This is a genomic window from Streptomyces sp. NPDC048523 (assembly GCF_043199815.1).
Classification (GTDB): domain Bacteria; phylum Actinomycetota; class Actinomycetes; order Streptomycetales; family Streptomycetaceae; genus Streptomyces.
This window is the reverse complement of the sequence record NZ_JBICWQ010000001.1, coordinates 1,456,046-1,479,928: the sequence shown is the minus strand read 5'-3', so window position 1 is coordinate 1,479,928 and position 23,883 is coordinate 1,456,046. Positions and strand designations below refer to the sequence as shown.

General features: G+C 67.9%; 18 protein-coding genes and 1 tRNA gene. 11 read left to right on the top strand and 8 right to left on the bottom strand.

Annotation, left to right across the window (positions count from 1 at the left end; translation table 11 throughout):
* Positions 1-21: 21 nt before the first annotated feature.
* Positions 22-954 (top strand): LysR family transcriptional regulator, encoded by a 933-nt coding sequence (locus ACGFWE_RS06750; RefSeq protein WP_352381169.1) that lies wholly within the window; start codon positions 22-24, stop codon positions 952-954.
* 447 nt (positions 955-1,401) lie between these two features.
* On the opposite strand, the gene ACGFWE_RS06745 is transcribed toward ACGFWE_RS06750, so the two are convergent.
* Positions 1,402-2,985, bottom strand: a complete 1,584-nt coding sequence (locus ACGFWE_RS06745; RefSeq protein ID WP_393598376.1) for a FadD7 family fatty acid--CoA ligase — start codon at positions 2,983-2,985, stop codon at positions 1,402-1,404.
* A 254-nt stretch (positions 2,986-3,239) separates the two neighbouring features.
* On the opposite strand from ACGFWE_RS06745, the gene oxc reads away from it, so the two are divergent.
* Both oxc and frc read left to right on the top strand, forming a co-directional pair.
* Positions 3,240-4,988, top strand: a complete 1,749-nt coding sequence (gene oxc / locus ACGFWE_RS06740; protein WP_393598374.1) for an oxalyl-CoA decarboxylase — start codon at positions 3,240-3,242, stop codon at positions 4,986-4,988.
* Between the two features lie 29 nt (positions 4,989-5,017).
* Complete coding sequence (frc, locus tag ACGFWE_RS06735; protein ID WP_352381163.1) at positions 5,018-6,274, top strand: formyl-CoA transferase; 1,257 nt, start codon at positions 5,018-5,020, stop codon at positions 6,272-6,274.
* A gap of 63 nt (positions 6,275-6,337) precedes the next feature.
* Here the strand turns inward: frc and ACGFWE_RS06730 are convergent, their stop codons facing one another.
* Positions 6,338-6,763 (bottom strand): PAS domain S-box protein, encoded by a 426-nt coding sequence (locus ACGFWE_RS06730; protein ID WP_352381161.1) that lies wholly within the window; start codon positions 6,761-6,763, stop codon positions 6,338-6,340.
* Between the two features lie 160 nt (positions 6,764-6,923).
* Between ACGFWE_RS06730 and ACGFWE_RS06725 the strand changes: the two genes are divergently transcribed.
* Positions 6,924-7,011, top strand: a tRNA-Leu gene (locus ACGFWE_RS06725).
* A 108-nt stretch (positions 7,012-7,119) separates the two neighbouring features.
* Here the strand turns inward: ACGFWE_RS06725 and ACGFWE_RS06720 are convergent.
* From ACGFWE_RS06720 to ACGFWE_RS06705, 4 genes are read right to left on the bottom strand one after another with little or no spacing between them, the layout of a single operon-like run.
* On the bottom strand, positions 7,120-8,070 hold the full coding sequence (locus ACGFWE_RS06720) for a ThiF family adenylyltransferase (protein WP_352381159.1): 951 nt from the start codon (positions 8,068-8,070) through the stop codon (positions 7,120-7,122).
* A gap of 40 nt (positions 8,071-8,110) precedes the next feature.
* Positions 8,111-9,349: a hypothetical protein gene (locus tag ACGFWE_RS06715; protein WP_393598371.1), complete on the bottom strand. Its 1,239-nt coding sequence runs from the start codon at positions 9,347-9,349 to the stop codon at positions 8,111-8,113.
* A gap of 2 nt (positions 9,350-9,351) precedes the next feature.
* Complete coding sequence (locus tag ACGFWE_RS06710; RefSeq protein WP_393598369.1) at positions 9,352-11,394, bottom strand: B12-binding domain-containing radical SAM protein; 2,043 nt, start codon at positions 11,392-11,394, stop codon at positions 9,352-9,354.
* A gap of 9 nt (positions 11,395-11,403) precedes the next feature.
* Positions 11,404-11,565, bottom strand: a complete 162-nt coding sequence (locus ACGFWE_RS06705) for a hypothetical protein (protein ID WP_352381153.1) — start codon at positions 11,563-11,565, stop codon at positions 11,404-11,406.
* A 776-nt stretch (positions 11,566-12,341) separates the two neighbouring features.
* On the opposite strand from ACGFWE_RS06705, the gene ACGFWE_RS06700 reads away from it, so the two are divergent.
* The 7 genes from ACGFWE_RS06700 (at position 12,342) to fusA (ending at position 22,289) form a co-directional block, all read left to right on the top strand.
* On the top strand, positions 12,342-13,580 hold the full coding sequence (locus ACGFWE_RS06700) for a cytochrome P450 (RefSeq protein WP_352381151.1): 1,239 nt from the start codon (positions 12,342-12,344) through the stop codon (positions 13,578-13,580).
* Between the two features lie 223 nt (positions 13,581-13,803).
* Positions 13,804-15,069 carry an MFS transporter gene (locus tag ACGFWE_RS06695; protein ID WP_352381149.1) on the top strand — a complete coding sequence of 422 codons (1,266 nt, stop codon included), beginning with the start codon at positions 13,804-13,806 and terminating at the stop codon, positions 15,067-15,069.
* A 34-nt stretch (positions 15,070-15,103) separates the two neighbouring features.
* Complete coding sequence (locus tag ACGFWE_RS06690) at positions 15,104-17,020, top strand: RiPP maturation radical SAM C-methyltransferase (protein WP_393598954.1); 1,917 nt, start codon at positions 15,104-15,106, stop codon at positions 17,018-17,020.
* Positions 17,017-17,589 carry a DUF5825 family protein gene (locus ACGFWE_RS06685; protein ID WP_352381147.1) on the top strand — a complete coding sequence of 191 codons (573 nt, stop codon included), beginning with the start codon at positions 17,017-17,019 and terminating at the stop codon, positions 17,587-17,589. The genes ACGFWE_RS06690 and ACGFWE_RS06685 overlap by 4 nt, the downstream gene beginning before the upstream one ends.
* Positions 17,582-18,748 carry a cytochrome P450 gene (locus ACGFWE_RS06680; RefSeq protein WP_393598366.1) on the top strand — a complete coding sequence of 389 codons (1,167 nt, stop codon included), beginning with the start codon at positions 17,582-17,584 and terminating at the stop codon, positions 18,746-18,748. Before ACGFWE_RS06685 ends, ACGFWE_RS06680 begins: the two co-directional genes overlap by 8 nt.
* Positions 18,749-18,829: 81 nt before the next feature.
* Positions 18,830-19,942 carry a serine hydrolase domain-containing protein gene (locus ACGFWE_RS06675; protein WP_393598364.1) on the top strand — a complete coding sequence of 371 codons (1,113 nt, stop codon included), beginning with the start codon at positions 18,830-18,832 and terminating at the stop codon, positions 19,940-19,942.
* 307 nt (positions 19,943-20,249) lie between these two features.
* Complete coding sequence (gene fusA / locus ACGFWE_RS06670; protein ID WP_393598362.1) at positions 20,250-22,289, top strand: elongation factor G; 2,040 nt, start codon at positions 20,250-20,252, stop codon at positions 22,287-22,289.
* 54 nt (positions 22,290-22,343) lie between these two features.
* On the opposite strand, the gene ACGFWE_RS06665 is transcribed toward fusA, so the two are convergent.
* Both ACGFWE_RS06665 and ACGFWE_RS06660 read right to left on the bottom strand, forming a co-directional pair.
* The gene (locus tag ACGFWE_RS06665; RefSeq protein ID WP_352381139.1) at positions 22,344-22,736 is read right to left on the bottom strand and encodes an SCO5389 family protein; all 393 of its coding nucleotides are present in this window, start codon (positions 22,734-22,736) and stop codon (positions 22,344-22,346) included.
* Between the two features lie 75 nt (positions 22,737-22,811).
* Entirely contained in the window at positions 22,812-23,768 is a 957-nt protein-coding gene (locus ACGFWE_RS06660; protein ID WP_393598359.1) for an ATP-binding protein, read from the bottom strand.
* Positions 23,769-23,883 lie beyond the last annotated feature (115 nt).

Below are 23,883 nucleotides of genomic sequence, written 5' to 3'. Positions count from 1 at the left end.
GTGGGCAGGGAGGAGCCGCTCATGCTGTTCCGGCAGCTCGAATACTTCGTGGCGGTGGCGAGGGAACGGCACTTCGCCCGGGCGGCGGAGTCCTGCTACGTCTCCCAGCCCGCGCTCTCGGCGGCGATCGCCAAGCTGGAGCGCGAGCTGAACGTCACGCTGATCAACCGCGGCCACAACTACCAGGGCCTCACCCCCGAGGGCGAGCGGCTTGTCGTGTGGGCCAAGCGGATCCTCGCCGAACAGGACGCCTTCAAGGCCGAGGTGGCCGCCGTTCAGTCCGGCATCACCGGAACCCTCCGCCTCGGCACCGACCCGACCGCGTCCACGACCCTCGCCCTCCCCGTGGCCGCGTTCTGCGCGGCGCACCCCCTGGCGAAGGTGCAGGTCCGCTCCCGGCTGTCGACGAAGGAACTCCACCGCCAGCTGCGCGACTACGAACTCGACGTTGCCATCGCCCACTTCGACCCGGACGACCAGGAAGGCCTCCAGATCGTCCCCCTCTACCAGGAGAGATACATGCTGCTGGTCTCCGACGACCAGCTGGTGGCCCAGTCAGCCACCGTCTCCTGGGCGGACGCGGCCCAGTTGCCGCTCGCGCTGCTGACGCCGGACATGCGGATCCGCCAGATCGTCGACACGGTGTTCGCGGAGAAGGGGTACGTGGTCACCCCGCAGGTCGAGACGGACTCGATCGCCTCCCTCTACGCGCACGTCGGCGGCGGTGGCTGGGCGAGCATCGTTCCGCACACCTGGCTGCGCGCGATGCCGGTGGTCGGCCGGACGAGAGCCCTGCCGCTGGTCGACCCGGAGGCCGGGGCCCAGGTCTCGGTGGCCATCCACGCGGCAACCCCCGGCTCGGTCGCCGCCCGGGCCTTCGTCAACGCGGCGACCGGCCTGTCCCTGGACGACTTCTTCGCCCGCCCGCTGCCACCGGAACACCGAGTGCGCTGAGCCTGCCGGCGGTTGCGGTGGGGGGGGGGGGAGGCGCGGGCGCGTGCCGTCTCGGGTCGGGTTTGTTGGCGGTGAGGTCCGTCGGGGCGGCGAGGGTTCGGGCATGGGATGGTTGTTGGCCGGTTCTGCAGGGCGCGCTCCTGCTGCGGGGTGGGTCCAGCGGTTGTCGTGAGGGCGAGAGCCCGGGCGCGTGCCGTCACCGGGTCGGTTGGGTTCATGGTGAGGTACGGCAGGGCGGCGGCTTGGCGTCGGGCTGGCTTGGGCCCCGGCCGCTCGCACCCCGAGTGCGCTGACAGCCGCCGAGGTCCCGGCACCGCGCGTGCCGACCCCGTTGCTACCGGCCCAGCCGCTCCGGCGGTCACCCCAACGCGGCGACCGGCCTTCACCGGGCACCTTCCTGCCCCCCCGGCCGACACCCCTCACTGCGCACAACGCCCCCTGCGCCCCTCAGGACCCGTACCGCGCCTGCACCGCCTTCCGGTCCAGTCCCCCCTTCGCGGTGTACGGCAGCGCGGCCACCAGCTCCAGCCGGTCCGGTACCTCGAAGGCGGCCAGCCGGTCACGGCAGTACCGCAGGATCTCCTCGCGCCCGCTGCCGTCCACCTCGCGCACCACCACGGCGGCACCGACCCGCTGCCCGTACACCGCGTCGGGGACCGGGAACACGGCCGCCTCCGCGACCCCCGGGCACCCGGCGAGGATGTCCTCGACATGTTCGGGCGAGATCTTCTCCCCGCCCCGGTTGATGAGGTTCTTGATCCGCCCGGTCAGTGACAGGTACCCGTCCTCGTCCAGCACCCCCAGATCACCCGTGCGCAGCCACCCGTCGACGAAGGTTCGCGCCGACTCGTCCCCGTCGGCCAGATAACCCCGGGCGACCGTGGGCCCCTGCACCCACACCTCGCCCTCCACGCCCGCCGGACAGGAACGTCCGCCGCCGTCCACGACCCGCACCGCGACCCCGGTCGGCCGGCCCACCGACCCCTGCCGGAGCGCCCCTCGCTGCGGCATGGGCTCGCTGGTCGCCTGGTGCGAGGACTCGGTCATCCCGTACGCGGACAGCAGCGGAGCGCCGAACGTACGCTCCAGCGCCCGCTGTGTCGCCGTGTTCAGGGGCGCGCTGCAACTGCGGACGAACTTCAGCGGCGGCGCCTGCGGGCCCGGGTGCTCCCGCTCCGACCGGTCCAGAAGGATCTCGTGGATGGCCGGTACCGCCGTGAACCACGTGGCGCCCACGGCCCGCATGTCGTCCCAGAACGTGCCCGCCGAGAACCGCCCCCGCTCGGGCAGCAGTACACAGCCCCCGCTCGCCAGGGTGGACAACAGCGCCGCGAACAGCCCGTGGCCGTGGAACAACGGCATCGCCGCGACCGTCGCGTCACCGGGCCCCAACTCGTAGGTGGCACAGATGTTCCGCAGGGAGGCGGCCACATTGGCGTGGGTCAGCGGGACCATCTTCGCCCGGTCGGTGGTCCCGGCGGTGAACAGCACGAGGGCGTCCCGCTCCGACAACTCACCTGCCGCGCCCAGGTCTTGGGGCGTCTCGCAGGCGCCCGGTTCGAGCACCACCGCAGCCGTCCCCGCCCCGGACACGTCCACGCGCAGCGGCCACGCGGGCACCGGAAGCGTGCCGACACCGGACAGCGACGAATCGACGAGGACCGCCCGCGCCCCCAACGCACGCAGTCGCGCCGAGAGTTGCGACCCCGGAAGCGCCGGATCCAGTGGAGCCGTGACCAGCCCGGCCCGCGCCGCACCGAGCAACCCGACCACGAACTCCGCCGTGTTGGCACAGATCAGACCGACCGCGTCACCACGGCCCAGCCCCGCGCCACCGAGCAGCGCCGCCACGTCGTCGGCCAGGGACGCCAGAGTCCGGTACGACAGCTGCACCCGCTCACCGGTCACCACCAGGGCCCGTGCGTACGGGCGTTCGCGCACCTGCCGGTCGAGGAGATCGACGAGGCCCGTGACCTCCACAGATCCGTACCGGTCCGCGTCACGCACGGATGCCGCGGCCGGAACGGCCATGACCCCACCCCCTCGCACAGCTCCGATGAAACATCCTCTGCGAGCCTGCGGCGGCACCGGTTGGACGTCCAATACCCGCTGGCGAACGGCCGATAGCAACTGTCTATCAAGGCAGGTGCCAGGCCCCTGACCAGCCCTCGATAGACGCCGTTTATCGGCTGGTCGCCGATGGGTCTTGGACGCGGACAAGCGCGCTGCCGATGGTGAGAGAAGTAGCCGCTCCGGCAGGACCTGCCCAAGGAGGACCTCGGACCATGACCGCTCCCTCGACCCTGGAGACCGCGGCAGCAGCCGACGTTCCGACCGAGCTCACCGACGGGTACCACCTGGTCGTCGACGCGCTCAAGCTGAACGACGTCGACACCATCTACGGCGTGGTCGGCATCCCGATCACCGACCTGGCCCGACTCGCCCAGGCACAGGGCATCCGCTATATCGGCTTCCGTCACGAGAGCAACGCCGGTCACGCGGCCGCCATCGCCGGCTACCTCAACAAGAAACCCGGCGTGGCCCTCACCGTCTCGGCCCCCGGCTTCCTCAACGGCCTGGTCGCGCTGGCGAACGCGACCACCAACTGCTTCCCCATGGTCCAGATCTCCGGCTCCAGCGAGCGCCACCTCGTCGACCTCAAACAGGGCGACTACGAGGAGATGGACCAACTCGCCGCCGCGCAGCCCTTCGTGAAGGCCGCCTACCGGGTCAGCCGGGTCGAGGACATCGGCCGCGGCATCGCCCGCGCCCTGCGCACCGCGATCTCCGGGCGCCCCGGCGGTGTCTACCTCGACATCCCCGCCGCGGTGCTCGGCGCCATCATGCCCAAGGCGGAGGGCGACCGGACACTGAGCCGCCTGGTCGACCCCGCCCCGCGCCAGCTGCCGGCGCCGGAGGCCGTGGACCGGGCGATCGAGCTCCTCGCCTCCGCCGAGCGCCCGCTGGTGGTGCTGGGCAAGGGCGCCGCGTACGCCCAGGCCGACGCGAAAGTACGGCAGTTCATCGAGTCGACCGGCATCCCCTACGTACCGATGTCCATGGCGAAGGGCCTGCTGCCCGACGACCACCCGCAGTCGGCCGCCACCGCACGCTCGCTCGCCCTGAAGAAGGCCGACGTCGTGATGTTGATCGGCGCCCGCCTCAACTGGCTGCTCGGCCACGGCCAGGCGGGATGGAACCCCGACGCCAAGTTCGTCCAGATCGACATCGACCCCAAGGAGATGGACAGCAACCAGCCCATCTCCGCACCCCTCGTCGGTGACATCGAGTCGGTGCTGGACACCCTCGCCGAACGCACCAAGCCCGGTCAGATCACGGCCCCTTCGGCCTGGCGCGAGGAGCTCGGGGCGCGGTCGGCGCAGAACGTCGCCAAGATGGCCGAGCGGCTCGAAGCCGACCCGCACCCCATGCAGTTCATGGGCGCCCTGAAGGCCGTACGCGACGTCGTGCACGCGCACCCGGAGACGTACATCGTCAACGAGGGTGCCAACGCGCTGGACATCGCGCGCAACGTCATCGACATGCACGTGCCGCGCCACCGCCTCGACAGCGGCACCTGGGGTGTCATGGGCATCGGCATGGGCTACGCGATCGCCGCCGCCGTCGAGAGCGGCGCCCCGGTCGTGGCCATCGAGGGCGACAGCGCCTTCGGGTTCAGCGGCATCGAGATCGAGACGATCTGCCGCTACCAGCTGCCCGTCGTCACCGTGATCATGAACAACGGCGGTGTCTACCGCGGCGACGACACCAACCCGTACGACGACGCCCCGTCGCCCACGACCCTCATGTCGGCCGCCCGCCACGACCTGCTCATCGAGGCGTTCGGCGGCAAGGGCTACCGGGCCACCACGCCCGCCGAGGTGACCGCAGCCCTCACCGAGGCCCTGGCCTCCGGCGGTCCGGCGCTCATCGACTGCGTGATCGATCCCTCGGCCGGCACCGAGAGCGGCCACATCTCGCACCTCAACCCCAAGGGCATCACCGTCGGCAACATCACGCCGGCCGCCAAGTGACCACGTACCTTCACGAAAAGGAAGCACACATGAGTGAAAAGCCGCTCGCCGGAATCAAGGTGATCGACTTCACCGGGGTCCAGGCCGGTCCCGCCTGCACACAGATGCTCGCCTGGTTCGGCGCCGACGTCCTGAAGGTGGAGCGCCCCAACGGCGGCGACGTGACACGCCGTCAGCTCAGGGACATCGAGGACCTGGACGCGCTCTACTTCACGATGCTCAACAGCAACAAGCGCTCCCTCGCCATCAACACCAAGACCGCCGAGGGCAAGGAGGTCCTGGAAAAGCTCATCAAGGACGCCGACGTGCTGGTGGAGAACTTCGCGCCGGGCGCCCTGGACCGGATGGGCTTCACCTGGGAGCGCATCCAGGAGCTCAACCCGCGCCTGATCTTCGGCTCGGTGAAGGGCTTCAACGACCAGTCGTCCTGGAACGACCTCAAGGTCTACGAGAACGTCGCCCAGTGCGCGGGCGGCGCCGCCTCCACCACCGGCTTCTGGGACGGTCCGCCCACCATCTCCGGCGCCGCCATCGGCGACACCAACACCGGGATGCACCTGGCGATCGGCATCCTCACCGCGATCATCGACCGGGGGAGGACCGGCCGCGGCCAGAAGGTCTCCGTCTCCATGCAGGACGCCGTGCTCAACCTCTGCCGGGTGAAGCTGCGCGACCAGCAGCGCCTGGAGCGGGTCGGCTACCTGGAGGAGTACCCGCAGTACCCGAACGGCGAGTTCACCGACGTGGTGCCGCGCGGCGGCAACGCGGGCGGCGGCGGCCAGCCCGGCTGGGTCCTCAAGTGCAAGGGCTGGGAGGACGACCCGAACGCGTACATCTACTTCACCGTCCAGGAGCAGAACTGGAAGCGCACCGCCGAGGTGATCGGCCGCCCCGAGTGGGCCGAGGACCCGGAGTACGCCACCGCGCGCGCCCGCCAGTCCCACATCTTCGAGATCTTCGAGGAGATCGAGAAGTGGCTCGCGGACAAGACGAAGTACGAGGCGGTGAACATCCTGCGGGAGTGGGAGGTGCCCTGCGCCCCCGTGATGAGCATGAAGGAGATCGCCTACGACGAGGACCTGCGCAGGAGCGGCACGGTCGTCGAGGTCGAGCAGAAGGGCCGCGGCACGTACCTGACGGTCGGCAGCCCGGTGAAGTTCTCCTCCTTCGAGCCGGAGGTCGTCGGCGCCCCGCTCCTCGGCGAGCACAGCTCCGAGGTGCTGGTGGAGCTGGGCTACGACGAGGAGACCATCGGCCGGCTGAAGGAGAGCGGGGTCATCGTCTGAGCGGCACAGTGAAGGGGCCGTGACCTCACAGGTCACGGCCCCTTCACCATGGTCCGGCGCCGCTCAGACCGAAGCCTCGGCACGGCGCCGCATCAGCTCCCGCTCCTTCTCCCGCCGCGCGGTGACGTCCCGGATGACCGCGCCGCAGTAGGTGCTGCCGTCGGGGCGGGGCAGCAGCACCACGCTGAACTCGATGGACAGCTTGCGGCCGTCGGCAGCCAGCGCCGGCACGTTGAGCAGATCCGCGTCGCCGTACTTGCTGGACCCCCGCTCCATGGCCGCGTCGAAGCCTTCCTGGTGCCGCTTGCGGTGCCTCTCGGGAATGATGACGTCCAGGCTGCGACCCGCCACGTCGGCCGCCGGAAACCCGAAGATGCGCTCCGCACCCCGGTTCCAGTAGCGGATCAGTCCTTCGCTGTCGATGATCACTATGCCGTCGGGTGCCTGGTCTGCCATGCCCAGCACCACCGCGGAATCCAGATCGTCCATGTCGCCTCCGAGAAGGGGCCATTTGTCGGCCAACAGTATACAGAATACTGTCGTCACGTGGTCTCGTCGGACGGATATGCAGGTGAAGGGCACTGCGAAAGCTTGGTATTGTTGTGCGTGTCGCCGCGGGGAACACCTTCGCCAAGGCGGCAGACACCTGGTCCGGGTGGCGGAATGGCAGACGCGCTAGCTTGAGGTGCTAGTGCCCTTTATCGGGCGTGGGGGTTCAAGTCCCCCCTCGGACACCAGCCGAATCCCCCGGCCGCTCAGCGGCCGGGGGATTCGTCGTCGGCAGGACGGCCGAACGCGCCGCATCGATCCCGGAGCACCGAGGTCAGCGGGGACAAGAGCCACGCTCAGGTCAAGACCGTTCCCAGCAGCTCGACGCGATGCGAAGTCGTTCGGGCGCTGACACCGAGTATGCCGAAGATGAGATCACGGCCCATCGTCGCGCCCACCAGCGTATTGACCGGGCCGAACGAGGCCGCCATCGGCGTGACCGCGGCTCCGGCCGTGGCCTTTGCCTCTTGGCGTGACGCGATGAACGCCGGGGCATCGGCGGGCCGGATCAAAGGGCCACTCGACCCGACTCGGAGGCCGCAGCCTCCCGTGATCATCGACACTCCGCGCTCAAGACAGGCTTGAGCGCACAGTTCCGGCAGCGATGCAGGACGGTCGGCCGCGACAACGAGGAACCCACCTTCTCGCAGGTACGGCACCAACGCCTCGCTGGTCGTGATGGTTTCCATGACAGCGGTCGGCTCCGCTTCAGGGAGGCGCTCGCGCACCCACTCGCGGGCCACATCGACCTTCGCCCGTCCGACGTCACAACGCCGGTAGAGATATTGGCGGTTCAAGTTCTCCAGCGCGACCCGGTCGCCGTCCACGAGCGTGAGCCCGCCCACGCCCGCACCCACGATCTCAGCCAGCACCGCACCGCCGATGCCGCCGACGCCGAGAACGGTCACGTGCGCCGCGCGCAGCCGATCCTGTGCCGCGCCGGCATCCAGACCCAAGGCCGCGAAGTACTCGACCTGGTTCCTCCAGGCGGACGAGTGCCACGAACGGTCGAACGGTGCGACTACGAGGCGAAGCCGAAGAAGCGTACGCACGATGGCGTCCACCTGGCCTCCGCTCGGCGCCGGGAGGCCGGCCGGCTCGTCGGAGACCGCTTTGAGCCATGCGAACACCGATTCAGGGCAGCGTCGGACCAGCAGTACCTCGTCGGAAAAAACGCGCAGCTCGTCACCGTCGCGGGACCAAGTCGCCGCGGGCGAGAGAACATAGCGGTCGATTCCGTCAGTCATCCCTGGCCTCCCTTCGTCACGAGATCACCGTTGGGGAAGATCATGAAGAATCGGCGTTCCAGCTGAACCGGGGAAAACGCACGGCGCCCATCGGCGGCCAGGGCCGACCTGTCAGTGTCTCGCGCTGCAGCCAGTGGCCTCGGAGTCGCAGGAGCGGCAGGACCGGACACTGCTCGCGGACGGCTCGCCGCAGCTCGTCGTACGCCGCATCGTCGTCCGGGATTTCGGACAGCCGGTGCAGCAGCGGCGCGAGGACGGGGTCACGGCGCGCCGGGTCGAGCAGGTCCAGAGCACAGATCGGATCCTCGAAGAGCGGGCCCCGCAACGCGAGGAGTACGTCGCAGGACTGAGCCGAGCCCGAGATGAAGTCGACGGGTGCCAGCTCGACGTCGACACCGAGGTTCTCGGTCAGCTGGGCCACGACCTCTTCGGCCACGTCCCGGTTGGGGTAGTAGTCCCAGTACCCCAGGCGCAGCCGTACGCCGGAGCCGATGGTGCTGGGCGGTGCCTCGACGTGGTGGCCGGACGCTGCCGACTCCACACCGTTCCAACAGCGTGCGACAAGGCGGTCGTAGCGAATCGCGCCGAGGAGCCGGCGACGGAACTCCGCGTCGCCCACCGCCGACGGGCTGTCGGGGTTGATCTCAAGACGCATCTCGATCGCGGTCGGTGCTGTGTGGAACACCTGACTGTCCGCGAAGTCTGGGACGCGGTCGAGCGGAAACGCCGTCGCGCACGTCACATCGACCTCGCCCCGCCAAAACCTCTCCGGGGCGCCGTGCGGATCGCGGCGGACGAGCACCCGCACCGGTGGTGTGCCGGCCTTGACGGGTTCGAGCCAGTACTCGTCATCGGCGGTGCGCGCGGCACGCTGGTACGTACCGGAAGACAGCTGCCCGCACGACGAGATGGGAGCGAGATCGACGCTCCGCAGCAGGCTGGGAAGGTGCGGCGCCTGGCGGCGGAGCTCGATGACGAGCGCGTCCTTCGATGTGCGGACCGCCCTGATGTCGCGCAGGAACCGCTGGAGCGACGGAACCGTGAGCGCGGTCTTGATCGCCCGGGCGTGATCGCGCGCACGCACCGGGCTCCCGTCGGAGAAGGACGCGCCCTGCTGGACGCGGTAGTGCTGGCTCAGCCCGTCGTCCGCGACCCACATGAGATCGAGCCGACTGCGTTGGCTCGCCGCCGCGAACCAGCGGCTCAGGTAGTCGCCTCCCGTGGGCCCGTGCCATCGAATCGGGTCGTCGTCGACCTCGACAATGACGGGGCGCGTCACGTTCACGTGGTCACGAGGGGGCTGTCGGCCACCGGAGGAGTCCGTCCGGGAGCGTCCGGCGAGGCGTCGATCTGCGCACACAGCCCTGCCACCGCCGTCGCGACCTCGCGCAGCCGCCCAGGGGCGATGTTCGCGAGGAGAGCTTCGCGTTCTTCCGGCCCGCGCGGCATGAGGGCCTTGAACATCTTGGCCTGCGCCGGCGTCAGGCGGAGAGTCGACACCTCTGCCTCACTTGCGCGATACACGACCACGACTGTCGGACGGCTCAGCTCCGGCTTCCAGATGATATCGCGCGGGTCGGAAATCATCGTGACGACGTCGACATCGAAGTCCGTGATCAGGAAGTGCGGCTTTTCCTCCACGGTGGCGGGCCGCCGGTATACGTTGACGAGCTCTTCCTCGACCTCGTCCCCCCGGAACTCCGCAAGCATCGAGTCGTATGCGAACAGCGCCCTGGCGGCCTGCGCGTGCACGCCCTCCAGGTGCGCCAGAATCTCAGCGAGCGCTTCCTCGATGGGCATTGCAGCCCGTTCGAGCAGTGCGTCGATGAGTTCGACATACGTGTGTCCGGCATCTTGCTTGAGGAATCTCAGCAGGTGGTAATAGCGGCGCGTGAAGTACCGCGAAAGGCGCAACACGTCCTGGTAGTACTCGTAGTCCCGATTCCCGCTGCGAATGAAGGTGAATCCGGTGAAAGTCGCCAGATCGTCCTTGATGAGCGCGCGGACGTCCGACGGGAGGAAGGTGCCCAGGACGTCGAGTCCGCTTTCGAGCGGTTCGAGTTGAGCCCGGTACTCATCCGTGATCTCGGCGCCGGGAAGCGGCTGAAGCACACTGAGATCACTGTTGACGGCACCGTAGGCGATCGCGTCGAAGACGACCTCCAGTGCCTTCTCGAGGTCGTCGGCGTTTTCGTCCGGGTATCCCACGATCGTGTTGGTCTCGAACTGGATGCCGACTTCCTGGGCGGACCGGAAGAACTCGTAAGTCCGCTTCGTCGAGGGCATCTTCAGCATGGCTTTGAGGATCTTCTCCGACCCCGCGTCCGTGCCGCAGAAGATGTTGAAGCATCCCGCGTCGGCCATGCGCCGCAGAAGGGACGGGTTGACATTGTCCGGTCGGACCGCGCAGCCCCACTCGAACATGTCGTTGTGCTCGGCGAAGTAGGCCACGAACTCGTCAAGGTACGTGCGCTTGTTGGCGAAGTTGTCGTGCAGGAAGTTGAACTGGGTCACCCCGTACGTGCGATGCAGGAAGCGCAGCTCTTCGAGGATGACCGCGGGATCCTTGATCCGGAAGTCGCGGTCCCAGAACGTCGACGTCATGCAGAACTTGCACGAGTAGGTGCACCCGGAGCCGATGTGCACGTCGAAGATGTGCGGGGTCGACAGCCGGATGTAGTCGCCCATCGGGACGGCGTCATACGCGGGCATCGGCACGAGGTTCAGGTTCGTGGTCGGCTGGGGCCCGCTGGAGACGACCTGGCCGTTCCTGCACGACCAGAAGCCCCGTACCCCCGCGGGATCGGCCCCGTCGGCAATGGCATCCGCGAGGTCGGTGATCGCGAGCTCTCCCTCGCCGCGGCACACGAAGTCGACGCAGTCGGCGAAGCGTGGGAGGGCGTCGGGGAAGACACCGAACGTACCGGGCCCACCGAGGACCACGGTGACATCGGGCCGGAGCCGCTTGACCTGACGCCCGATGAGAAGGCATGCCGGGAGGGTGTCCGCGAGACAGGTGAGGCCGAGAATGTCGGGATCGTCTGCGAGGAAGCGAGCGCAGGTCTGGTCGAGCCAGTCGGCGTCACTGGGCTCGAAGGCACCGATCCGGTGCTCGTACTCCAGGTCGACGACGACGGCGGGATGACCGTGTGCCATCAGAGGCGAGGCAATGCAGAGCAGTCCGAGAGGAACGAAGAACGGGGAATTGACGTCGGAATTGATCAGGGGGCGGCCGAGCGTCACGCGAGCCTGCCGCGTGGACGATCGAACCGACACCTGGCCCTCTCCAGCGAACGAGAGGGCCAGTCGTTTCTGAGTCGGCATCAGATGCGGTCAGCAGCGCCGCGCAACGATGGCGCCCAAAGTAGCCGATGACAGGGCGATCAACTCGACGTCATCGTCAAGATCAAGACCTTCTTCGTCGGTGAAGAGCACCATGTCCGGTTTTACCTCATCCGTCATGGTCACCGAACGCTCCGTCACTGCCTGCGCCATTTTTGACCCCTCTTCGCCTTGACTGATTCCAACATCCTTATCTCATACAGTCTTTGGCGTTCCGTCAATGGGCAGTGCACACAGCCGTTGTGCGGCTGGGCTGTTGCCAGGCACGAGGAGGTGCCCTGTGGCCTGCGACGATGGAAGTTCTGCAGTCCTTCCGGCGCGCAGGATCGCGAGGCACTCCAAAGAGGGCGCACGGGGCCGCGAAACGGGTGGACGAGCGGGCCGCTGACGTCCAATCGAGTCCGGTTCTCCCGCAGTTGTCAGCGCAGTAGGTCGTGAATGTCCTGTTCGGAGCCCTCGTCATCTCAGTGGGGGGAGTGGTACTTCACCATCGCGCAGGTGCCCCGATGACCGCCGACCGAGGGATGCCAGGCTTTTTCCCACCCCTTGTAGAGCTTGATCGAATCTGGGTAGGCTGCTGCCGGTCCGGAACAGTGCCAGGCGGAGAGGCTGCCGTTTGATGCTGCTCACCTTCGGCGGACAAGGGCCGCACATGGATCGTTTCTCGCCATGTGGCGCGAAAGATTGAAGACCGGAATCCGCAGGTCGTGGAAGCCGATTCGGCGATCACTCCATTGAGCGAGCCCAGTCATCCAGGGCATCCTGCAGGTCTTCCTGCCGGCGGTCATGAGGTCTCTCGAGGCTGAGGGACCGTCTACCGACGAACACTCGGCCCATGGTTGCTGCATCAGCTTGGAGGGTGTAGGCGCCATCGGCCCCCACTTTTGAAGTGTCTTCCGCTATGTGACATTCGGGACGGAGCTAGGATTGTGACGTCTTCGCAGGCCAATGTTCCTGATCTGGAATCCACGGCAGTCCCGTCCTTTCCGATTCCCAGGGCGCCTGGTTGCCCGCTGGATCCGGCACCTGAGCTCGCCGAGCTACAGGAACGGGCGCCGCTGGTCCGAGTGCGGCTTTGGGACGACAGCACTCCGTGGTTGGTGACGAGGCATGCGGAGCAGTGCGCGCTCCTGTCGGACCGCCGGGTCAGCGCGGACTGGATGCAGCCGGGCTACCCGTTCCACAGTCAGTTTCTGCGGGACCACCATGAAGAAGGCCAGTTCCTGACCGCCATGGAAGGCCCCGAGCACCTCCGGCTGCGCCGGATGATCGCCCGGCCGTTCACCCCCCGCAAGGTCGAGCAACTGCGGCCCACAGTCCAGCAAGTCGTCGACGACCACATCGATGCTCTGCTGGCAGGCCCGAAGCCGGCGGATTTCGTGGCGGATTTCGCCCTGCCGATTCCGTCCATCACCATCTGCCACGTGCTCGGCGTCCCTTACGAGGACCACGACTTTTTCCAGCACGCCATCAGGACAATGACCGGCAGCGACGTCCCGGACGACGTCGTGAACGAGTCCCAGGGCGAGCTGTATCGCTATCTGGCGAGGCTGATCGGCCGCAAGCTCGCTGCCCCCGAAGACGACCTGCTGTCCCAGCTGGCCACCGAACGGCTGGCCACCGGCCAGCTGAACCGGCATCAGTTGGTGATGCTGGTGCTGTTCCTGCTGATCTCGGGGCACGAGACCACGGCCAGCATGATCGCGCTGGGCACGCTGGCCCTGCTGCAACATCCCGACCAGATCGCTGTCCTGAAGGACTCCGACGGCCCCGAGGTCGCCGCGGCCGTCGACGAGCTGCTGCGGTACCTGACCACCGTCCAGCCCGGCCGTCGCCGCGTGGCCGTGGAGGATATCGAGATCGCCGGGCAGGTGATCCGCGCCGGCGAGGGTCTGATCCTCCCGGAGGAGATCGGCAACCGCGACGAAAGCGTGTTCCCCGATGCCGGGGAGCTGGACCTGCGCCGCGATGCCGGCCAGCAGCTCGCCTTCGGGCACGGTGTGCACAAGTGCACCGGCCAGCCGCTGGCCCGCCTGGAGCTCCAGGTCGTGTTCGCCGCCTTGTTCCGGCGCATTCCGACACTGACCCTGGCCGCCGACCTCGTCGACCTCCCGTTCATGGACGACGGGCTCGGATACGGCGTCAAGAAGATGCCCGTGAGCTGGTAGTGAACGAGGCTGAGCCGGTGACCGGAGCCGCAGTGGACTTGTTGCAGATCGGGCACGGCCGACCGGAGCCGGGTCTGCCGGTGGTGGAGGATTACCAGGACATGCACACTACCGGGGCCGGCGCTTGGCACCTCCACCGAGGATCGCCGCGACGCCGGCAACGGTTCCCGGAGGGTCGGCCCAGCGCCAATGATCACCGGAGTCACCAGGGGGAGCCCGCAGCATGACCACCACGGAGGCCCTTGACGGGCCGGCTTCAGTCGACGAGGCAGCACGAAGCGTCGCGCGCCCGTTCTACGTCTACGCCGTGCTTGCCAACTCGCTGTTCCAGCGGGGTGTATTCGTCCTCTTCCTTTATCAGCGCGGCTTCTCCGCCGGGCAAGTGGCCCTCCTTCAGACTCTGATCTACCTGGTCAGTGGACTTGCGGAGTTGCCGACGGGAGTCATCGCCGACCGGATCGGCAGGCGTGCCAGCATCGTGATCGGCCAGGTGCTGATAGCTGGATGTCTGCTCGGTCAGGTGACGTCTTCCAACTACTGGGTGTTCCTGGCGCTGTTCATGGGTCAGGGCGTGGGCATGGCATGTGTGTCCGGTTCGGACACCGCCCTGCTGTACGACCTGCTCGTGCGTCGTGGTGCAACGGCCGGGTACGTCAAGATCAAGTCCAGGTTCACCATGCTCGGGACGGTCACGTCGGGAGTCGCCATCGTCCTCGGCGGCCAACTGCAGCAGTTCTCCTGGGGAGTCGTCTACCTGGCTTCGGCGGCGTGCCTCGTGGTGGCCGTGGTGGTGCTGATGTCAAGGGTGCCCGAGATCCGCGGCTCGGACGCGGTGGACGAGCAGGACGGAGCCGAGGAGCACCGCGATGCCACAGCATGGCGGGCGATGCTTCGGGTCGCCACGCCGGCGCTCGTGACGCTTGTCGTGGTGTCCGGACTGATGCATGCAACTTTGACCCCGTACATCATTTTCACCCAGAAGACCCTCTCCGATCAGGGAGCGAGCACCGCAGTGGTGAGCGTGGTCATAGCGGCGGGATTTTTCGTCGGCGGACTCGTTCCCTTGCTGTCGGACCGAGCGAACCGGCGCATCGGGTATCGGGTCGTCATCCCGGTGTCACTCGTGACGCTGGCCGTGGCACTCGGCCTGAGCGGCCTCGGCCTTGTCTGGGTCACCATCGCCGCGTTCCTGGTCCTGGTCGGAATTCCCGAGATTACCGCGGTGCTCGTGGACAACGTGTTCAACGAGGCCGTGCCGTCGCGCCACCGGGCGGGCCTGCTGTCGATGATCTCATTCGTGGAGTCGGGGCTCATCGGCATCGGCTATCTCGTCCTCGGCACACTCATGGACGGATGGGGATCCAGCGTGGGTATGGCTGCCTACGCCGCTGTCCCCCTGCTGGCATGCCTCCTGTGGCTCCCGGTGCTTTTCCGAGGGGCGCGGGTGACCACCGAGGTCGAGAAGCCCGCCGACCAAAAGGCATCCTGAAACAGGTCAACGATGAGGAGCCGAAGTGGAATTGATGCAGATCGGGCACAAACGACCGGTCCTGGATCTGAACCCGCCGGTCGTGCACGAGGATGCCCTTTCGGTCGCGTTGGTCTGCATGCCCTGGGCCGTGGTGGACATGCCCTCGCTGGCGCTGAGCACGATCGCTCCGCTGTTCGAGCAGCGCGGCGAGGTCGAGAAGCTCGACGTCGTCTATGCCAACATTCGGTGGCTCGACTTCCTGGTCCGGGAGGTGGGCCTCGAACGTGACCACTACGAACTGATCGTCGATGCTGAGGCGTTCGGGGTCGGTGAATGGATCTTCTCCAGCTGCTTCCGCCCCGGTACCGATCCACGCGACACGAGTTTCCATGACCTCATCAGCGACAGTGAGCACGTTGATGCCTATTGCGCGATGTTCCGCGCGGCGCCCGCCTTCGTCGACGAGTTGGCCCGAGATCTCGTAACGTCGGACGTCGATGTCCTGGGGTTGACGACGACGTTCGATCAGAACATTGCCTCGTTCGCGCTCGCGCACCGCGTCAAGGAATTGTCCCCGAGCATCGTCACGATGCTCGGCGGGGCGAACTGTGACGGCGTTCAAGGTACGGCGGTCCACCGCGCCCGCGCGGAGTTCGACTACGTGATCCGGGGCGAGGCGGAGCGCTCGATCGCGCCGCTCATCGCCCACATCGCAGGGAGTCGTAGCGGTGACGAGGGCGGACATGACGAACCGCTGCGTGCCGTGCCTGGCCTGTGTTGGCGATCCGACAGTGATGGAGCCTCGGTAAGCAACCCCATCGGACCGACACCCGTCTCGATGAACGCGGTGCCGGAACCCGTCTACGATCACTATTTCCGCGATCTGGGGAAGTCTCCCGCCGCTCAACTCATCGATGTCAAGATTCCTTTGGAGGCCAGCCGCGGATGCTGGTGGGGTGCGAAGCACCATTGCACATTCTGCGGCTTGAACGGGTCGGCCATGGCCCATCGCGCAAAGTCTGCCGAGCGCGTGCAAGCGGAGGCCAGCCGGGCTGTCCGTCGGCACAACGTGCTTGACCTCGTGTTCAGTGACAACATTTTGGCGCCCGACCATGTGGTTCGACTGACCACGGATATGGCGCTGCCCGCTGAATGGGACGTCCGGTTGTTCGCCGAGGTGAAGTCGAACCTCAATTTCGGTCAACTCGAGTCCCTTGCGCGCGCCGGTTTCACTCAACTGCAACCGGGTGTCGAGAGCCTCTGCACACCCATCCTGCGCATCATGCGCAAGGGGGTGACCGGTTGGCAGAACGTGCGATTCCTACGAGACTGTGCCACCTGTAGGATCTTTCCGTCATGGAACATCCTTGTGGGCTTCCCCGGGGAGCATGACAGTGACTATGCGGCGTTGACCGACTCGCTCCCCTCCCTGCATCATCTGACGCCGCCCGCCGGGGTGTTCCCGATCAAACTGGAACGCTTCAGTCCCTACTTCGACGATCCAGAACTCGGTCTCCAGGTGCTCGGCCCCTCGCGCAACCTGGTGAGCGCTTACGAGGGGGTGGTGGATGCCCTCGATGACTTCGTCTACGTGTTTGAGTCCGAGCCCGCCGGCATATCACCTGAAGCGTATGAGAAGTTGGGCGAAGCGGTCGTGAACTGGAGGGCCAACGCAGCCACTTCTCGGCTCGTCGTTCTGCCTGCGCCGGACGACTCCCTCATCGTCGTCGACGACCGGTCCACCTGGCCCTCCCGTGAGGTGGTGCTTCAGCCGGGTCTCGAGGCCCAGGCCTACCGTGCACTGGCCAAGGGCAAAACGCTTCCTGCACTCACTTCCACGATGTCCTCGCTCGGGATCCCAGTGCCGGAAGGCCGGCTCGAAGAGCTCCTCAAGGAATGGCTGGAGCTCGGAATAGTTTTTCATGAGGATGCCACCTACTTGGCGCTCGCGACAGGATTGCGCTGGTGACGAAGCAGACAGCAGAGCGGCGCTCGAACCGACGAAGGCTCTTCGCGCCGGTGAGTCTCCACTCGGTGCACAGCAGGGAGGATCTCGTCACCCTGACCCGGTCGGGATACGCCGGGATTCGACTGGTCGGTCATTTCGCCATGTCGGAGATGGGCGATCGCGAACTCGTCTCCCTGATCGCGCTCCTCCGCGACGCGCGCGGCGTCGGATTGCGGGTCTCGTGGAGCGGCGACTGTGGTGCCCTCGAGGTCGGGTCCCTTCGCCACCTCGACCCGCCACGGCAGCCGGACGGCACCTTTGCATGGTCGGTGCAGCAGGGAGAGTCCCTTGTCGTTCGGCGCGGTCCGACGTTCCTGGCTGTTGAGGACACACGCTACGGGGAGCGTCGCCGCGTCGATGTCGACCGCTCACAACCGGCGGCAGCCCTTCTTGACGCAAGTCGTTGGGGGCACACGATCACGCCCGTAGAGGCGGCCAGTCTGCACACTCTTGAACTGCACGACCTCGTCTTCCGTTCCGGCGACCACTGCGTGGGTATTGCCGTAAGGCAAGGAGTCTGGTGTGTCTGACGGCAACATTCTCTTCCGCCAGACACTCGATGAGCGGACCGTTTCGCGAGAGTCGGCGGATCCAGCGGCCACCATCGTTCCGATGCGCATGGGAACGGCAGGAGTGGGACTGCTCGTCAACGATCACCGCGAAGCCACCCGCATCTTGTCCGACGTCGAAACCTACGGCAGTGCGGGCGAACTCATGGCCAGCGTTTTCGACGAGCCGCCCGAGTCGCATCCGGACTCGATGTCCGAGATGGTCTTCGCGGTCAACCAGACCGATGGGGAAGAGCATCGTCGCGTACGGCGCGCACTTCGGAGGGTCATCGACAGTCGCGTGCGCGATGTCTCGGGCCAGCTGATTCAGGATGTCCAGCACTCGATCGAGAGCGCTCTCACCCTGGGGAGGCTCGACGCCGTCGCCTCGATCGGCGAGCCCATCGCCGACAGCGTCATGTCGCGATTGCTCGGACTTGACGCACATCTCGTGTCCGCCCTGAGGACCGCGGTCTACGAGGGATACCCGGTGCGCGAACTTGACGCCACGCTCGTCGACTGGGTGCGCGACAGCCGTGCTCACCCCGCCGATGACCTCGTGTCGGACCTGATGGCGGAACTGCCTTCGCTCGACGATCGACAAGTTGCGGCGAACACCCGACTGCTCGCGCTGTCGGGTGTCGAGGTGTTGGCGGCACTGATTACGAATGGAATCCTCTGCCTGGCGCAGGATCCAAGCACGCAGAGTCTCGTACGCGATGACGAGACGCTGCTGCCTGGCCTCGTCCATGAGGTGCAGCGGTACGCGAGCCCGATTGCGCGGGGGATCTATCGGATGACGAAGGAGTCATCCGTGATAGGCCAGTACACAGTTCCCGCGGGTACTTTGCTCGTCATCGGGGTGGACGTGTGCAACAGGGACACGTCTGCATTTCCCGATGCTCACCGGTTCGACCCCACTCGCGGGCGGGATGTCGAACATCTGACGTTTGGTCGCGGGCGACATTCCTGCCTCGGTATTCCCGTCACGCGTCTCATTGCGGCGGAGGCCCTGCGCGCGTTCCTCTCGGGAACAACGAGTTTCGGCCTGACGGTGGAGCCGTCAGAGCTGCGTTTCCACGATACTGCGGTCATGAACGGTCTCGTGGAACTCCCGATTTGGGTGGAGTGCGCGAACTAGTGTCTCGTTCCTGATCACGGCCGGACCGGCGCCCCTTAATTCGGTTGACCCGGCCCGCCCGACAGGGGCTCAATACCCGGCATGGCCGACATCCAGGGCACGTACGACGATCTGTTCTCCGCCGTCCCCAACAAGCTGGCAGCGCTGCTGGAGGAGGGGGACGTCGGCGGATCCGTGGCCGTCTTCGTGGGCGGTGAACCGGTGGTGGACGTCTGGGCCGGCTGGGCCGACGCCGAGCGGACGGCCCCGTGGGAGCGGGACACGATCACCAACGTCTTCTCCACGACCAAGACGATGACGGCACTGTGCGCACTGATCCTCGCCGACCGCGCGGAACTCGACCTGGATGCCCCGGTCGCCCGGTACTGGCCGGAGTTCGCCGCGGCCGGCAAGGAGAAGGTGCTGGTACGGCATCTGCTCTCGCACACCGCGGGACTGCCCCACTGGGAGGGCCCGGTCGAGGAGCTCTACGACTGGCCGGCCGCCACCGCACGGCTCGCCGCCCAGCCGCTGCTCTGGGAGCCCGGCACCGCGGCCGGATACCACTCGCTGACTCAGGGGTTCCTGGTCGGCGAGGTCCTGCGCCGGATCACCGGCCGTACCGTCGGTGAGTTCCTGGCGCAGGAGGTGACCGGGCCGCTCGGAGCCGACTTCCACATCGGACTCTCCGCCGAGCACGATCACCGTGTCGCCCTCACGGTCCCGCCGCCCGGCCGGGACGAGGACTACACCGCGGGCGCCGCCACGCCCGGTCCCGACGCGACACCCTCCACCGCGACCGCCCTGCGCATCCGGGACGGCAACAGCGTGGCGTGGCGCCGCGCGCAGATCCCCGCCGCCAGTGGCTTCGGAAACGCCCGTTCCATCGCGCTCGTCCAGTCCGCGCTCGCCTGCGCAGGCACGGTCCGGGGCGTGCGGCTGCTGTCGGCGGCGGGTGCCCGGCGGGCCCGGGAGGAGCAGTTCGCCGGCGAGGACCGTGTGATCGGCGTGACACAGCGGTACGGCCTGGGCTACGGCCTCTTCGGCAACACCTTCGGCTGGGGCGGCTGGGGCGGATCCCTCGTCATGATCGACCCCGACGCCCGCATGGCGGTGGCGTACGCGACCGACCAGATGCGTGAACCCGCCGAGGACACGCGGGGGTTGGACCTCGTCATGTCCGCCTACGACGGACTCCAGGGCCTGCAGCGCTGACCGCGGAAAACCCCGTGCGCCGACCGGGCCGGCTCCCTACACTCGCCATGACCAGGCAAGACGAGTGACGAGTGAGGGGAGTACGGCCATGTGCACGCGCACCGCTGTCGCCGTCCCCCGGGCGTCGTACGACGTGATCCTCGTGTCCTCGCCCCTCCGGTGCCCGCTGCGCGGCCGGCACCGGATGCCCGTGACGACTGTCTGAACGGTCGAGTACCGCCCTGGCACGCCCATGTGACGCGCCGTCATGTCGTCGTACGGGCCATTGCGCAGCCCTGTCATCACCGCACCCGAAAGGCCATGGGCCGTGCGCACCAACAACTCCGACCCGCTCGCCGTCGTCCGCAACCTCGGCATCCTCGCCCACGTCGACGCCGGCAAGACCACCGTCACCGAGCGGATCCTGTTCGCCACCGGAACCACGCACAAGCGTGGCGAGGTCCACGACGGCACCACCGTCACCGACTTCGACCCGCAGGAGCGGGACCGCGGGATCACCATCTTCGCGGCCGCCGTGAGCTGCGCGTGGGACGGTCACCGTCTCAACCTGATCGACACCCCGGGGCACGTCGACTTCGCCGACGAGGTGGAGCGCTCGCTCCGGGTGCTGGACGGGGCGGTCGCGGTGTTCGACGCGGTCGCGGGCGTGGAGCCGCAGAGCGAGTCGGTGTGGCGGCAGGCGGACCGGCACGGTGTGCCCAGGATCGCGTTCGTCAACAAGCTGGACCGTGCGGGCGCCGACCTGGACACGGCCGTCGAGTCGATCCGGCGGCGGCTGCATCCGGCCCCGCTGGTCGTGCAGTTGCCCATCGGCAGCGAGGACGGCTTCACCGGAGTCGTCGACCTGATCCGGATGCGGGCGTCGACCTGGGCGGACGGCGCCACTGTCGGCGACGAGGGGCCGGTGCCGGACGACCTGCGTGAGGAGGCCCTACGACGACGCCGGCTCCTGGAGGAAGCGGTCGCCGAACGCCACCCGGCCGCCCTGGAGGAGTTCTGCGACCGGGAGACCCTTTCTGCCGTCACCCTCACCGCCGCCCTGCGGGACCTCACCCGCAGCGGCGACGGCGTGGTCGTCCTGTGCGGCTCGGCGTACCGCAACCGCGGTATCGAGCCGCTGCTGGACGCCGTCGTGGCGTACCTGCCGTCACCGCTCGACGTGCCCGCCGTACGCGGTGCGAACGGCGAGGAGCGGCCCTGCGACCCGGCGGCGCCCTTCGCGGCGCTGGCGTTCAAGGTGAACGCCACCGCCACGGGACGGCTGACGTACGTACGCGTGTATTCGGGAACGATCGAGAGGGGAGCCACCGTGTGGGACGCGGGCGCGCGGCGCACCGAGCGCATCGGACGGATCCTGCGCGTACAGGCGGACCGGCACGCCCCGTTGGAACGGGCGGTCGCCGGTGACATCGTCGCCGTGGTCGGGCTGAAGTCGGCCCGCGCCGGCGCGACCCTGTGCGCGCCGGACGCCCCGCTCGTGCTCGAACCGCCCAGTGCGGCCGAGCCGGTCGTGTCGGTGGCGGTCGAGCCGCAACTGGCTGTCGACACCGATCGGTTGGCCACGGCACTCGCCCGGTTGGGCGAGGAGGACCCGTCGCTCGTCGTCCGCACGGATGCCGAGACCGGCCAGACGCTGCTGTCCGGCATGGGTGAACTGCATCTGGAGGTCGCGGTGGAGAAGGTGCGGCGCGAGCACGGCCTGACGCTCAATGTCGGTCGGCCGAGGGTGAGTTACCGCGAGACGGTCGGACGCGGGGTGTCCGGGCTGGTCTTCCGGCACGTCAAACAGGACGGCGGAGCGGGGCAGTTCGCGCACGTCGTTCTCGACGTGGAGCCGTCGGCGGCAGGGTTCGAGTTCCGCTCGGCCGTTGTCGGCGGGCGCGTTTCGCAGGAGTACATCCGCGCGGTCGAGGCCGGCTGCCGGGACGCCCTGGCCGAGGGTCCTCTCGGCGGGTACCCGGTGACCGGGTTGCGGGTCACGCTCACCGACGGTTCGACCCATGTGAAGGACTCCTCGGACACGGCCTTCCGCACGGCGGGCCGGCTCGGTCTCCGGGAGGCACTGCGTGCCTGCGCGATGGTCCTCCTGGAACCGGTCGTCGAGGTCACGGTCACCGTGCCCGAGGACGCCGTCGGCGCAGTGCTCGGCGACCTCGCCGCACGCCGCGGCCGGGTCTCGGGCTCGGTCACGCGCGGCGGCTCGGCGATCGTCACGGCGACCGTACCCTTGGCCGAACTCTTCGGCTACACCACGAGGTTGCGCAGCCGAACCCAGGGCCGCGGAACCTTCACTGCCCGGCCGACGGGGTATGCGCCGGCTCCGGTCGAGGCGGCGGTCCGGCGGTAGTGAGCGGGTGGCCCTCCCGTACCGGGGAGGGCCACATCTCACAGCGGGCCCGGCTCAGCAGTCCCTGAACTCCGGCGACTGATTCATCACCTGTGACCGTACCGACGTGAAGCGGGCGTACGTCTCACTCGTCACCGACTCGGGGCGGAACGCCGCCACCCGGTGACAGTTCTGGAAGGCCAGGGCCACGCCGAAGTGGCGTTCCAGGCTGCCGCGGATGGCGTCGCTGGCGAGGGCGCGCAGGAGCTGGCCGCGTTCCTTCTCCGACGGGGGAGGGGTCTGGTTGTCGGTGAACTCCACCGTGCCGTCGCGCAGTTCGGTGGCGAGGGAGGCGATCAGGTCGTAGGCGTAGGGGAGGGACGTGCGGACCGTGTCCACGAAGTCCTCCTCGCGGATGTTGCCCTGCTCGGCTTCGGCAAGGAGCTTCGGGGAGACGTCGAGAGACATGTGAGGGGGGTTCCTGTCCTGTTGTTGTGAACTGAAGGGAGTGGGAGTGGGAGGGGGCGGGCGAGGGAGGTCGGGTCAGGCGAGGGAGGACGGGCCCGGCACGAAGTCCGGGTCCACCTGGGCCGTCAGATCGAGGCCGGTCGCCTCGTTCGCCCAGGAGCGGGCGTTGCGCAGATGGAACTCGACCGCGTGGCGGTGGAGCGCCGACCAGTCGCGGGGGTGGGAGTCGACGGCCTCGCGCAGGATCGTCAGGGCGTGCCGGTTGTGGGGCTCCAGCGACTCCAAGCCACCCTCGCAGCGGCCCTGTTCGGCCGCGCGCACCCAGGGCGAGTGGACCAGGTGGGTCAACAGGTCGTCGCCCACGTGCTCCTTGAGGAAGAGCAGGTCGTCCTCGCCGGTCACCTTGTTGCCGATCACGGCGATCCGGATCCCGAAGTCCCGTGCGTGGTCCCGGTACTGCCGGTAGACCGAGACGCCCTTGCGGGTGGGTTCGGCCACCAGGAAGGTCATGTCGAAGCGGGTGAACAGGCCCGAGGCGAACGCGTCCGCGCCGGCCGTCATGTCGACGACCACGTACTCGCCGGGGCCGTCGACCAGGTGGTTGAGGTACAGCTCCACCCCGCCCAGCTTGGAGTGGTAGCAGGCCACGCCGAGGTCGCTCTCGTCGAACGCGCCCGTCACCATCAGAGGGACGTCACCCACGCGCCGGACGTGTCTGGCGTGCAGCTCGTCATCGCCCAGCAGCCGAAGCAGACGTGAGCCGCGGCCCGGCGGGGTCGTCTTGATCATCGCCTCGCGGGAGGCGATGCGCGGGTTGGTGCCGCGCAGGTAGTCCTTGATGTCGGCCACGTGCGCGCCCAGCGGAGGGGCGCCCAGGTCGCCGCCGTCGTGGCCCAGTGCCTCGGCGAGGTGCTGGTTGATGTCACCGTCCACGGCCAGCACCGGTGCGCCGGAACGGGCCAGATGGCGTGAGAAGAGCGCCGACAGGGTGGTCTTGCCGCTGCCGCCCTTGCCGACGAACGCGATGCGCACTACCGCGCCGACTTTTTGAAAATGGATGTCATGTTGGTAGGTTCTAGGGCGCGAACTCGATCACTGTCAAATCGCCTCTCGATCGCCTCTCAATCGCCCCTCGGTCGCCCTCGCG